10 protein-coding genes and 1 pseudogene are annotated in these 12857 nt (G+C 71.0%); 8 read left to right on the top strand and 3 right to left on the bottom strand.

The features are described from left to right. Window positions 1-42: 42 nt before the first annotated feature. From cseB to ACFVXJ_RS26015, 4 genes are all read left to right on the top strand, one after another. Complete coding sequence (gene cseB, locus ACFVXJ_RS26000; protein WP_389665218.1) at window positions 43-714, top strand: two-component system response regulator CseB; 672 nt, start codon at window positions 43-45, stop codon at window positions 712-714. Window positions 715-719: 5 nt separating this feature from the next. After that, complete coding sequence (locus ACFVXJ_RS26005; protein ID WP_389665193.1) at window positions 720-2018, top strand: ATP-binding protein; 1299 nt, start codon at window positions 720-722, stop codon at window positions 2016-2018. Between the two features lie 252 nt (window positions 2019-2270). Continuing rightward, window positions 2271-3053 carry an ABC transporter ATP-binding protein gene (locus ACFVXJ_RS26010; protein ID WP_389665195.1) on the top strand — a complete coding sequence of 261 codons (783 nt, stop codon included), beginning with the start codon at window positions 2271-2273 and terminating at the stop codon, window positions 3051-3053. 75 nt (window positions 3054-3128) lie between these two features. Beyond that, window positions 3129-5657, top strand: a complete 2529-nt coding sequence (locus ACFVXJ_RS26015) for an ABC transporter permease (RefSeq protein WP_389665197.1) — start codon at window positions 3129-3131, stop codon at window positions 5655-5657. Window positions 5658-5755: 98 nt separating this feature from the next. Here the strand turns inward: ACFVXJ_RS26015 and ACFVXJ_RS26020 are convergent, their stop codons facing one another. Beyond that, complete coding sequence (locus ACFVXJ_RS26020; RefSeq protein WP_389665199.1) at window positions 5756-6469, bottom strand: hypothetical protein; 714 nt, start codon at window positions 6467-6469, stop codon at window positions 5756-5758. A 492-nt stretch (window positions 6470-6961) separates the two neighbouring features. Here ACFVXJ_RS26020 and rox point away from each other — a divergent pair, with 492 nt between their 5' ends. Together rox and ACFVXJ_RS26030 are read left to right on the top strand one after the other, a co-directional pair. After that, window positions 6962-8425, top strand: coding sequence for a rifampin monooxygenase (gene rox / locus ACFVXJ_RS26025; RefSeq protein ID WP_389665201.1), 1464 nt, complete (start codon window positions 6962-6964; stop codon window positions 8423-8425). Between the two features lie 349 nt (window positions 8426-8774). Beyond that, a complete protein-coding gene (locus ACFVXJ_RS26030; protein ID WP_389665219.1) occupies window positions 8775-9569 on the top strand; it encodes a VOC family protein in 795 nt (264 codons plus the stop codon). A 159-nt stretch (window positions 9570-9728) separates the two neighbouring features. On the opposite strand, the gene ACFVXJ_RS26035 is transcribed toward ACFVXJ_RS26030, so the two are convergent. Continuing rightward, window positions 9729-10292, bottom strand: a complete 564-nt coding sequence (locus ACFVXJ_RS26035; RefSeq protein ID WP_389665203.1) for a hypothetical protein — start codon at window positions 10290-10292, stop codon at window positions 9729-9731. A 151-nt stretch (window positions 10293-10443) separates the two neighbouring features. On the opposite strand from ACFVXJ_RS26035, the gene ACFVXJ_RS26040 reads away from it, so the two are divergent. Together ACFVXJ_RS26040 and ACFVXJ_RS26045 are read left to right on the top strand one after the other, a co-directional pair. Beyond that, window positions 10444-11403, top strand: coding sequence for an ADP-ribosylglycohydrolase family protein (locus tag ACFVXJ_RS26040; protein ID WP_389665205.1), 960 nt, complete (start codon window positions 10444-10446; stop codon window positions 11401-11403). A 301-nt stretch (window positions 11404-11704) separates the two neighbouring features. Further along, window positions 11705-12367 carry a deoxynucleoside kinase gene (locus tag ACFVXJ_RS26045; protein ID WP_389665207.1) on the top strand — a complete coding sequence of 221 codons (663 nt, stop codon included), beginning with the start codon at window positions 11705-11707 and terminating at the stop codon, window positions 12365-12367. 250 nt (window positions 12368-12617) lie between these two features. Here ACFVXJ_RS26045 and ACFVXJ_RS26050 read toward each other — a convergent pair. Then, a pseudogene (locus ACFVXJ_RS26050) lies at window positions 12618-12857 on the bottom strand (NADP oxidoreductase); the annotation flags it as partial.

The raw sequence follows: 12857 nt of genomic DNA on the forward strand, positions 1-12857 counted from the left end.
TCGCGCCCTGTCCGCGTGTTGCTGGTGGAGGACGACGACTTGATGCGCCGGTCCTTCACCGTCGCCTTGGAGCGCTACGGATACGAGATGGCGGCCGCGGCCGACGGTCTCGCGGGCCTTGAGCTCTTCCGCGACGAGAACTTCGACCTGCTGATTCTGGACGTGATGCTGCCCGGTCTGGACGGGATCGGTCTGTGCCGCAGAGTCCGGGAGACCAGCCTGGTGCCCGTCTTGATGATGTCCGCTCGCGGCGACGGGCTCGACGTCGTCGCCGGTCTGGAGGCCGGAGCGGACGACTATGTGGTAAAGCCGGTGGAGACCGGAGTGCTCGTGGCCCGCATCCGGTCGTTGCTGCGGCGGGCGACCTACGCACCATCCGCACCGGAACCCGGACGAGCCCGGGCCGACGAGCTGCCACCGGCTGAGAATGAGGTGCTGGTCTTCGGGGACCTGGCCATCGACACCGGCGGGCTGGAGGTGTCCGTCTCGGGAAGCCCGGTCGCGCTGACCCCGACCGAGCTGAAGTTGCTCCTCGAATTCGCCGCCCACCCGGGAATCGTCCTTGACCGACACACCCTGCTGCGGAACGTGTGGGAATACGGCTGGGACGGTGACAGCCGGGTCGTGGACCTGTGTGTGCAGCGGCTGCGCCGGAAGGTGGGCCGGGACCGGATCGAGACGGTCCGCGGCTTCGGCTACAAGCTCAGGCGCTGAGGCCGGTGCATCCGATCCACCGGCTGCGACCGGCCCGCGCGTCCCTGCGCCGGAAGATCGCAGGGCTGGCCGCGGCCACCGCCTGCCTGGTCGCGGCGGCAGTGGGCGTGCTCGTGCACATCTGGACCGCGCAGGACATCCACGAGCGGGCCGAGGCACAGGCCACCAACAGCGTGTACGCGGCCATGGACACCTACCGGCGCACCGGAACCCTCACCGACGGTGCCGAGCTCGATCCGGCCGACCTGCCCGCCGCACTGCGGCATCCGGCCGACAGCGATCGGCACACCGCCTACGACGGGCGCGTCGACGGGAACGTGGGCCCGAGCGTCTGGGGCGCCCAGCGGGTCGACGGTTCCGGGAACCGGGTGCTGGCCGTCCGGGTCAACATGAGCTCGGAGTTCTACACGCTGCGCCGACTCGACGCGGTCATGGTGGCGGCCTCACTGATCGCCCTCGCGGCGGCCGTACCCCTGGCGGTCTACGGAGCCGGGCTGCTGGGGCGTCGGCTACGGCGGGTCTCCGAGACCGCGGTCCGGATCTCCGCCGGGGACCTGGATGCCCGCACCGGGCCCACCAAGGGCCGTGACGAGGTGGCGGACATCGCCGCCACCGTCGACCTCATGGCGGACAGCCTCAGCCGACGTCTGCGCACCGAGCGGCAGTTCACCGCGGACGTGGCCCACGAGCTGCGCACCCCCGTCGGCGGTCTGTTGGCCGCCGTCGACCTGCTGCCGCCCGGTGAGACGGAGGAACTGCTCCGGGCCCGGGTGCGCGACCTGCGCGGCCTGGTCGAGGACCTCCTGGAGATCTCCCGGCTCGACGCCGGAGCCGAACAGCCGGTCCGCGCCCGTGTCCCGTTCGGCGCGGTCGTAGCGGAGGCCGTGACCCGCACCGGCCTCGACACCGAAGTCACCGTCGCCGGCGCCGGCGCCGGCGCCGACGCGGACGCGGACGCCGATGCACCGAGCGAGAAGGCCGGGCAGACCGTGGAAACCGACCCGCGCCGCATCGAGCGGATCGTCGGCAACCTCGTCGTCAACGCCCACCGGCACGGGGCCACCCCGGTACGGGTCACCGTCGCGGGCCGTACCGTCGTCGTCCGCGATCACGGCCCCGGCTTCCCCCCGGACCTGCTGCGCGAAGGCCCGCGCCGCTTCCACACAGGCGCGACGGAGCGCGGCGCGGGCCACGGCCTGGGCCTGACCATCGCCCTGGGCCAAGCCCGGCTCCTCGGCGCCGAACTGCGCCTGGACAACGCCCCGGACGGCGGCGCCGTCGCCACCCTGCGCCTGCCGGCCTGACCGCCCGGTCCCTGCCACGGAACCGATACGAAGGGCAGTGGCTGCCGAAACGCGGTGCCCAGACCCCGACACGTTCCCGGGTACCTTCCTCGCCGCCGCTGAACGAGCGGTCCAAGCTGTCGTACGGGGTCACCTCGCTGCTACAGAACCGATGCACGACGAAGCGGACGCCGATACACGGCGACGCACTCCCCGATACGTTCCCCGGACACCCTTCGAAGTGCACCTTCCGCACCCGAAGAGGAGTCCCCTGTGACCGTCCACTCCCTCGCCCCGCACGAGCCGCGTACGACGACCGGCACCGCGGCCGCCACCACCGAGCTGTCGAAGGTCTATGGCAGCGGCGAGACCCGCGTCGTCGCCCTGGACCGGGTCAGCATCGCCTTCCGGGAGGGCGAGTTCACCGCGATCATGGGTCCGTCGGGCTGCGGCAAATCCACCCTGATGCACTGCGCCGCCGGGCTCGACTCGCCCAGCTCCGGCTCGGTGCGCGTCGGCACCACCGAACTGAGCACCTTGGGCGACCGGCAGCTCACCGCGCTGCGCCGCGACCGGATCGGCTTCATCTTCCAGGCGTTCAACCTGCTGCCGACGCTGACCGCCCTGGAGAACATCACGCTGCCGCTGACCATCGCCGGTCGTCGCCCCGACCGACAGTGGCTGAACCGCGTGGTCTCCTTGGTCGGCCTCTCCCAGCGCCTCGACCACCGGCCCGCGCAACTGTCCGGCGGACAGCAGCAGCGCGTAGCGGTCGCCCGTGCCCTCGTCTCCCGGCCCGCGATCATCTTCGGCGACGAGCCCACCGGCAACCTCGACTCCCGCGCCGGAGCCGAGGTCCTCGGCTTCCTCCGCGACTCGGTGCGCGAACTGGGCCAGACCGTGGTCATGGTCACCCACGACCCGGTCGCCGCCGGCTACGCGGACCGCGTGGTCTTCCTCGCCGACGGCTGCCTCGTCGACGAGATGGCACAGCCCACCCCGGACCGGGTCCTGGACCGGATGAAGGAATTCGACACCCGCTCACGCACCAGCTGACGACCAGCTCGTACACCGGCACCGCACCAGCCAGCCGCTCGCTCCGTCGAGCCCGCCTCCCAGGATCCGCACCCCATGTTCCGTACCGCCCTGCGCAACGTGTTCGCGCACAAGACCCGCCTGCTGATGACCGCGTTCGCGGTCATGCTCGGCGTCACCTTCATCAGCGGCAGCCTCGTCTACGGCGACAGCCTGAGCCGGGCCACCACCGCCAAGGCGACCGACGGCTACGACCGCATCGCCGTCAACGTCGCCGCCGATGCCGACCCCGCGAACGGCGGCCGACCGGGCGACCTCGACGCCCGCACCGCCACCGCCCTGGCCAAGCTCCCCGGCGTCGCCGCCGCCGCGGGCCGGGTCGACGGTCTCGCCGCCGTCGCCGACGGCGAGGGCAGGCCCCTCGGCAACGGCAAGGACGCCCGGGGCGGCAACTTCGCCCCCGCGGCGGACGGCAAGGACCCCGCGTACCACTTCACCGGGGGTTCCGGCCCGACCGGCGACGACACGATCGCCCTCGACGCGGCCACCGCCACCAAGGGCGGCTACCGCGTCGGTGACACCGTGCGCGTCGGCACGGACAAGGGCGCCGCCTCCTACACCCTCAGCGGCATCTTCCGCACCGACGGGACCAAGCTCCCCTCCGGGGGCAGCCTGACGCTGTTCGCCGACACCACCGCCCAGAAGCTCTTCCTCGAACCCGGCCGCTACCAGAACATCGAACTCACGGCCACACCTGGCACTGACGTGACGCAGCTCCTCAGCCGCGTCGAATCGGTACTGCCCCAGGGCACCAGCGCGGTCACCGGGGCCCGGCTCGCCCAGATCCAGGCAAACCTCGCCACCAGCGCCACCACCACCATGAGCCAGATCCTGGTCGGTTTCGCCGCGCTCGCCCTGTTCGTCGCCACCTTCCTCATCTCCAACACCTTCACCATGCTGGTCGCCCGGCGCACCAGGGAACTGGCCCTGATGCGGGCCGTCGGAGCCACCCGTGAACAGGTGCGCCGCATCCTGCTCACCGAGTCCCTCCTCGTCGGCGCGATCGCCTCCGTGGCCGGCCTCGCCGTCGGCACCGGGGTCGCCGCCCTGCTGCGGACGCTCCTCGGCGACACCCCAGTCGCGCCGCTCGTCCTCAGCCCGACCACCGTGGTCATCTCCCTGCTGGTCGGCACCCTCCTGCCCACGGTCGCCGCATGGCTCCCGATCCGCCGGGCCATGGCCATCCCGCCCGTCGCCGCGCTCGGCGCCGCCGAGCACACGGCTCCCGCACGCCCCGGCTCCCTGCGTACCGGCCTCGGCGCCGCACTGGTGTTCACCGGCACCGCCGCCGTCGTGTACGGAGCCCTCAACACCGGGAAGGACGCCCGGACGGTCATCGGCCTCGGCGCGGCCGTCGCGCTGACCGGGACGATCGGCCTCATCCCGCTGCTGTCCCGGCCGGTCGTCACCCTGTTCCGGCCGCTGCTGACCCGCCTGGCCCCGGTGCACGGCGACCTCGCCCTCCGTAACACCGTGCGCGACCCGCGCCGCACCGGCGCCACCGCTGCGGCGCTCGCCATCGCCCTCACCCTCGCCTCGGGTCTGTCCGTCCTGGGGGCCTCGGCCACCCGGTACCTCGACCGTGCGACCACCCACGCCCTCAGCGCCGACTACGTGGTGAAGTCCGTGGGCGGCCGGCGGATGACCCCCACCACCGCCGCGCCCCTGAAGAAGCTGGCCGGCGCCACGTACAGCCCGCTCAACCAGTCCACCGGATACCGCCTGGGCGGCAGCGAGTCCGTCCTGACCGGCGTCGACCCCGCCACCATCGGCAAACTGCTGCGGTACGACGTGGTCGAAGGCTCCCTCGACAGCCTTGCCAAGGGCCAGATCGCCGTGGCCGACTTCAAGGCCGCGCAAGCGGGCTGGCACGTCGGACAAACCCTGCCCCTGGAGAGGCAGAACGACCGACGCGGCAGTCTCACCATCGGCGCCATCTACCGGGCGGACGAGCAGAGCGAACTGACGCCCAGCATCACCGCACCCGACGCCCTCGTCGCCCGCTACGACTCCACCCCGAGCACCGCCGGCATCCTCGTCGCCACGGACGGCGGACCCAGCCGGGCCGCGCGCGCAAGCGTCGCCCACGCCCTTGGCGACAATCCCACCCTGAGCGTCCTCGACCAGGCAGACATGCGCGCCCAGGACAGCCGTGGCATCGGCGACCAGCTCAACGTCTTCTACGCCCTGTTGAGCATGGCCCTGGTGATCGCCGCACTGGGCATCGCCAACACCCTCGCCATGTCCGTCCTCGAACGCCGCAAGGAGATCGGCACGCTGCGCGCCCTCGGTCTGGACCGCGCCGGAGTGACCCGGATGATCCGCCTGGAAGCTCTGCTCCTCGGCACGCTCGGCGCGACCCTCGGCACGGTCATGGGCGTCTTCCTCGGCTGGGCGCTGGGACGCACCCTCCAAGCGAGCGTCGCCGGCTACGAGTTGGTCCTGCCCTGGGGCCGCCTCGCCCTCACCGTCCTGATCGCCCTGGCAGGCTCGCTGCTCGCCTCGCTCTGGCCCGCCCGCAGGGCCGCCCGCGTCGACATCCCCGCCGCGACAGCAGCCCAGTAAACCCCGCCGGCCGGCAGACGCGACGTCAGGCCGAGGGTCAGGGCGCCCCCGGGGACCTAAGCAGGCCCTGCCGGCGACCTGCCGTCGTGCCGCTGCCGTCAGTAGGAGCGGTGGGCGAGGAGTTGGACCAGGCCGACCGGGAGGAACGTGGGCCGGTGGGGCTGTCCGACCTGGTACGGCACAAAGCCCAGTGAGGCGGCGACCTCGACCTCTTCGGCCGTCTCCGCCTGGAAGACGAGCCGGCAGTGCCCTGACTCGGCCCTCGCGCGCTGCCAGAGAACGGGAGCCGGTTTGCGCTCCGCCTCGGTGCGGGGGGTGAGGATGCGGCCGGCGAAGTCCTTCCAGGCGAAGGGCGCGGTGTCCTTCCAGGCAGAGTCGACTTCCTTCTTCAGCCTGGCGGCACGTTCGGCATCGGTCGTCCCCCAGGAGGGCGGAACGTTGGTGATCAGGCCGACTCTGATGTGGCGCTCGCGCAGGGCGCGCAGATAAGAAGCCGCTCCGGGCTGATAGGCGATGCTGCCGTCGGCGGCGGTGTGCACGAGGGTCTCGCCCAGGTCGAAGTACACGACGGGGCAGGCGCTTTCGTCCACCGTACGCGCGACTTCGTCCACCGTACGCGCGACGGAATTCGTACCCGCTGCCCCGCTCACGCCGCCGGGCGCCGCCGCGCTCACGGTGGTGCAGAGCACGGTCGACGCCAGGGCCGCACCGAGCGCGAGGCTCGCCCGACCCAAACCCTTGGAGACGGATATGTTCATCGTGTCGTCGCCCTTCTCCTTGTGCACCGCGAGGACGCACGAACGTCCGTCCATGACATGCGGAAGCCTGCCCATCCTCGTGCTGCCACAGGGATCTGCGCCAGACCCGGACGACCTGCGCTGCCGATCCGGGGAAGCACATCCGACCGGCCCCCAGCGGTCCCGGCCCTCAACGCGGTTGTTCAGGGGCCGGCCGCCGGCCAGGGCGGTCCCAGTGGTCGGAGGCGCAACTCCCGGCACATGTGGCCGTAGCCATCGACCGCCTCCGGGCCCACCTGACTGCGCGCCCCCCACGGCGGGGTCCACCGCCACACACGGCAGCACACATGAGAAAGGCAAGGAGGTCGTTGTCCACTCCTTGCCACTATCAAGATATAGCGCACAGGGGGCCTTGCGGCAAGGCCCCGGTCATGCCGCAGAATCTCCGAACGATCCGGAAGCCGCCGGAAATCGGGGATTGACGAAGTACGTGCGCATTCGGCGGCGTACGGGCGGTCGACGGCACACAGCAGCCGGGCGTTGGCAACACGCTCAATGGGGGTTTTCATGACGAACACAGACATGGCCGTGCACTCAGACCTGGACGCAGACGTGATCGTGGCCGGCGGGGGCCCGACCGGTCTGATGCTGGCCTGCGAGCTGCGCCTGCACGGAGTGCGGGTGCTCGTACTGGAGAAGGAGACGGAGCCGACCCAGCAGTCCCGCGCCCAGGGGCTGCACGCGCGCAGCATCGAGGTCATGGCACAGCGCGGTCTACTGGACCGGTTCCTCGCGCTCGGCAAGCAGTACATGGTCGGCGGTTTCTTCGCCGGGCTCGCCAAGTCCTGGCCGGAGGGGATGGACACGGCGCATTCCTACGTCCTGCACATCCCGCAGACCACCACCGAGCGGCTGCTGACCGAGCACGCCGTCGAGGTCGGCGCCGAGATCCGGCGCGGCTGCGAGGTGACAGGGCTGGACCAGGACGACCGCGGGGTGAGCGTCGAACTGGCCGACGGTACGTGGCTGCGCTCGCGCTACGTCGTCGGCTGCGACGGTGGCCGCAGTACGGTGCGCAAGCTGCTCGGTGTCGCCTTCCCCGGCGAGCCGTCCCGGGTCGAGACGCTGCTGGGCGTGATGAAGCTGGACGTGGAGCCGCAGACGCTGGCCGCCGTGACGGCCGAAGTGCGCAAGACCCAGCTGCGGTTCGGTGCCATGCCCATGGAGGACGGGGAGTACCGGGTCGTCGTGCCCGCCGAGGGGGTGGCGGAGGACCGTGCCGCCGCGCCGACCCTGGAGGAGTTCAAGCAGCAGCTGCGGGCGTACGGCGGCACCGACTTCGGCGCGCACTCGCCGCGCTGGCTGTCCCGCTTCGGCGACGCCACCCGGCAGGCCGAGCAGTACCGGGTCGGCCGGGTGCTGCTGGCCGGCGACGCGGCGCACATCCACCCGCCGACCGGCGGCCAAGGCCTCAACCTCGGTATCCAAGACGCGTTCAACCTGGGCTGGAAGTTGGCCGCGGAGGTTTCCGGCCGGGCACCGGCCGGGCTGCTCGACAGCTACCACACCGAACGGCACCCGGTGGCGGCCGACGTACTGGACAACACCCGGGCGCAGATCCAGCTGATGTCGTCCGAGCCGGGTGCGCAGGCGGTGCGCCGGCTGATGGCGGAACTGGTGGAGTTCGAGGAGGTGAACCGGTACCTCATCGAGAAGATCACCGCGATCGCGATCCGCTACGACTTCGGCACGGGCCACGACCTCCTCGGCCGCCGGCTGCGCGACGTCCGGCTGAAGCGGGGCCGCCTGTACGACCTGACCCACGAGGGCCGCGGCCTGCTCCTCGACCAGACCGGCCGCCTCTCGGTGGCAGGCTGGGCGGACCGCGTCGACCACGTCGTCGACGTCAGCGAAGAACTCGACGCGCCCGCGGTACTGCTGCGACCGGACGGCCACGTCGCCTGGGTGGGCGACGATCAGCAGGACCTCCTCGCCCACCTCCCCGTGTGGTTCGGCACCGCCACGGGCTGACCACACCACTGCGGGCCTGCCATGCCTTCCCGCCACACCCCGGCCGGAGCGGGCCCGCGCGAGGGTGACGCCCGGTCGGGTACCCGCCGGCCGGCCTGCTCGGGTCGGATGATCGCGGCCACCGGCACCACGGCCGAATCGGTGCCGGCGGCCCCGAGCGGGCCGGCCTGTCCCGACCGGCCGGGCTTCCTGTGGTTGGCGACGGGCCCCTGGCAGGAGGTTCGCGCCTGGTCGGCCGGCGGTGCGGGGTGCGCGTTCACCTGTGCGGGCCGTTTCCGGCGCCCGGAACCGGGGAGGAACCGGCCGCTCCTTCCCCCCGAGCAACATCCCGGAGGCATCTGTGCCCGACATGACCGGCCCCTACAAGCCCGGTACCCCCTGCTGGATCGACCTGATGGTCCCCGACCAGCAGGCCGCCATCGACTTCTACAGTGACCTCTTCGGCTGGCAGGGAGAGGTCGGGCCCGCAGAGCAGGGCGGGTACGCCGTCTGCACGCTCAAGGGCAAACCGGTCGCCGGGATCATGAAGGCGATGAACCCGGACGGCAGCATCCCCGACCCGCTGCCGCCGACGGTGTGGACCACCTACCTGGCCACCGACAACATCGACGGCACCCTCAAGTCCGTCACCGACGCCGGCGGCACGGTCATGATGGGCCCGATGGACGTCATGGACCTCGGCCGCATGGCCGTCATCGCCGACCCGACGGGCGCCGTCGTCGGCCTCTGGCAGGCCGGCACCTTCGACGGCGCGGGCATCGTCAACGAGCACGGCGCGCTGATCTGGAACGAGCTGACCACCGCCGACCTCCCGGCCGCCGCCGCGTTCTACTCCTCCGTGCTGCCGGTCACCACGGCCCGCTCCGAGATGCCCGGCGCCGAGGGGTACATCGAGTTCAAGGTCGACGGCCGTGCGGTCGGCGGGATCATGGACCTGTCCCAGCTCCCGCCCGGCGTCCCCCCGCACTGGCAGCCGTACTTCCACGCGGACGACGTCGACGAAGTCCAGGCCGCGGCCGTCCGCGCCGGTGGCAGCGTCGTCGCCCCGGCCTTCGACATGGCGGCCGGGCGGATGGCCGTCCTCGCCGACCCACAGGGCGGACCGTTCTCGGTGATCACTGCTTCGGCCCCCCAGAATCCCTGACCTCGAACGGCCGGACCTTCCGGCGCCGCACCCGCCGAGCGGATGCGGCGCCGCGGGCCACCGGCCAGCGACCGGGGTAGCCACCGAGCCGCACCCCAGGTCGTCTGACGGGCGGCCGGAGCCATGGGAGGCCCGAGAGCGGCTGGTGGTCGTCATCGGTTACCGGAGTTCAGGCAGTGGTCCTGCGCTCTTCGGGTAGCAGCCTTCTTCAAGCCGGAAAAGGTACTTCCGGAGGTCCGCGTCCAGCCCTTCGGTGATGTAGGCCGCAAAGTCCCGCAGTCCTCCGGCAGCTTCCCGCTCCTCAGGCCTGTCGCTGGATGACCATCCGGGCAGGAGCGACTCCAGGTACTCCGTGACCTCTCCACGGTCGCGCCACCAGTCTCGAACACCGTCGGGTGTCCATCGGCTGTCGCCATCGCAGGCATAACCGCGGTACGGATCATCCTGCGCTGCCGTCACCAGGTTTTGGACCTCGACCGTGGTCGCCGGCTGGCGAAACACGTACTCACCGAAGTACTCGCCGCCGTAGAGCACATGACGGGGCGCGTACAGCCGGCCCGTCCAACAATTGTCGGCGACGCCGGTGTAGAAGGGGCCAGGAACGTTCAACCAGAGCCGATCCTCCCAACGCCCGCCGAAGGACGTCTCGGGCTCACCTTCCGGAAGCGCCGCTATCGGTTCCCAGTACAGCTCTACCGGGCTCATCCGCTCTTCGGGGCTCATCCGCGAAGCTTAAGGCGCGACCGGAAGGATCTCTCAGCCCTCACTTCCGATCCACGCAGGCGAGTTTCGTCAGTGCCGTCCATGTCCGGATCAGAGACCTCCGCTCCGAAATCGCAGCGCGGGAGCGTCCTCGCGCTGCGAAACTGACCCGATGATCACCGTGCCTACCGCTGTGCTGGATTCGTTGTACGGGCTCGCGTTCGGCGACGCCTTCGGTGACCGTTGGTTCGGCATCCTGCGCCGGGACGGTCCGGCAGGCCTGGAGGCGCGAACGCTGCCCCGGGAACCGCTGTGGCGGTGGAGCGACGACACCGCCCAAGCACTCGTTCTCGTCCGGGAACTGATCGAGGGCGGCGGCGCCGTCGACCAAGACCGCCTCGCCCTACGCTTCGCGGCGGCCTACGCCGACGACACGCACCGCGGGTACGGAGCCTCCATGCACGACGTGCTCCGCCGGATCGGAGCGGGTGAGCCCTGGCCGGAGGTGGTCGCCGGACAGTTCGAAGGCCAAGGCTCCTGGGGCAACGGCGCAGCCATGCGCGCCGCACCCCTCGGCGCCTGGCACTCCGCCGACCTCGATGCGGTCGCCGAGCAGGCCGCCCGCCAAGGCGCGGTCACACACCATCACCCGGAAGCGGTCGCCGCGGCGGTGGCGGTCGCCCTTGCCGCGGCGCTGGCCGCCCGCAGCCGGGGCGGGCACACCCCGGCCGGGCCGGACTTCCTTCGGGCAGTCGCCGAACGACTCCCCGACAGCGATGTCCGTTCTGGAGTGCGGACCGCGGCCCGGATGCCGGAGCACACCTCGGTCCGGCACGCCGCGAAGGTCCTGGGCTCCGGCTACCGGATGTCAGGGCCCGACACCGTCCCGTACGCCCTGTGGTGCGCGTCCCGACACCTCGACGATCTGCACGAAGGCTTGTGGTGCACCGTCGCCGGGCGCGGCGACATCGACACCACCTGTGCCATTGCGGGCGGGGTGATCGCCGCACGGACGGGCGTTGCCGCGCTCCCCCCTGCCTGGCACGCAGCCTGTGAACCGCTGCCCCCGGTCGTGGGTGTCCCGGCTGTCGCTCCCGCACAGTTGGGACATGAAATGCCGAGACCGTCCTGAGACAGCCCGCGGGCAGGTGCGGCGGGCGCCCGAAGGGCGGCCGGCCGACCGGAAGCGCGCCGTCATCTATGCTTCAAGGCGACCGCTTGGCGGTGACTCGTCGCTGTACGCGACACCTGCGGAACGGTCAGTCCGGCCGGTCGGAGACAGCGACTGCCGTCGGTCCCGGCCGGGACGGGGACCGGATGATGCCGATCATCAGCATCCTGGGGAATCGAGTGACCGCCGGCATGCGGCTCAGTGGTGTGGGGCGCCCGGGCCACCCGCCCGCGAGGAAGAAGCCCCCAGGGAGAAGTGAGGTATGCCGGTGATCTGCGTCGGAGGCATGATCGGAATCGGCAAGACGAGTGTCGCCGAGCTGCTGGCCAAGGAGCTGGGCAGCGAGGTCTTCTACGAAAGCGTGGACGACAACCCGATCCTTCCGCTCTTCTACACCGCGAGCCCGGAGGAGATCCAGGCCAAGCGCTACCCCTTCCTCCTCCAGCTCTACTTCTTGCAGACGCGATTCGCCTCGATCAAGGAGGCGTACAAGCGGGGCGACAACCTCCTCGACCGGTCCATCTACGAGGACTGGTACTTCGCCAAGGTCAACCACGATATGGGCCGGATCAGCTCCCTGGAAATGCGGGTGTACGAGGGACTGCTCGACGAGATGATGCGCGAGATCGACGGCCTGCCCTACCGCAAGGCACCCGACCTCATGGTCTACCTCAAGGCGGACTTCGAGACGGTGCTGCACCGCATCGGGCTGCGGGGCCGCGGCTTCGAGCAGGACGAGAGCCTGGTCGAGTACTACCGCACCCTGTGGTCGGGCTACGACGACTGGGTCCACAAGCACTACTCGGCCAGCGAAGTCCTCGTCATCGACATGAACCACACGGATGTCGTGCACAACCCGGACGACGCCGCCCGCGTGGCGCAAGAGGTCAAGGACGCCCTTGCGGCGGCGCGTAACCGCGATTGAGTCCGTCGCACCCGGTCCGATGTGAGCCCCGCCAGAGCACGCGCTCACACCGACGGTTGGTGGGCAACGCGGCCAGCGGTGTTTCCGGGCGCGCTCGAACGTACTGACTCGGCAGAACCCGGGTCTGTCACGCGCCTTGGGGAGGCAAGGGCCGTGACGATCGGCGCTGCGGCGCCGGTCGGCACCTTCGATCACGACCTGGGCTGATATCTGAATCCCCCGGGTCGAGGACAACGAGGATCTGTGCGGGTCAACGGGCGATGGAGATCGCGAAAGGCACGAATCCGTTGGACCGAATCACGTGGGGCACGAACAGAATCGCGGCCTCCGTGGCGCGGGCGGTCTGGATTCCGCCGAGATCGGTGATCCACTCCTTGCGCCAGCCGAGGTCGATAAGCAGTTCGCGGACGGTCTGCTTGGCCTGCGGGTCCTCGCCGGAGAGGAAGGCGTCGGGCGCCTGGGTGAGCGTGGCGGGCGCGGTCATCACCGG

Origin of the sequence: Streptomyces sp. NPDC058279, from assembly GCF_042881255.1 — a bacterium.
GTDB lineage: Bacteria > Actinomycetota > Actinomycetes > Streptomycetales > Streptomycetaceae > Streptomyces.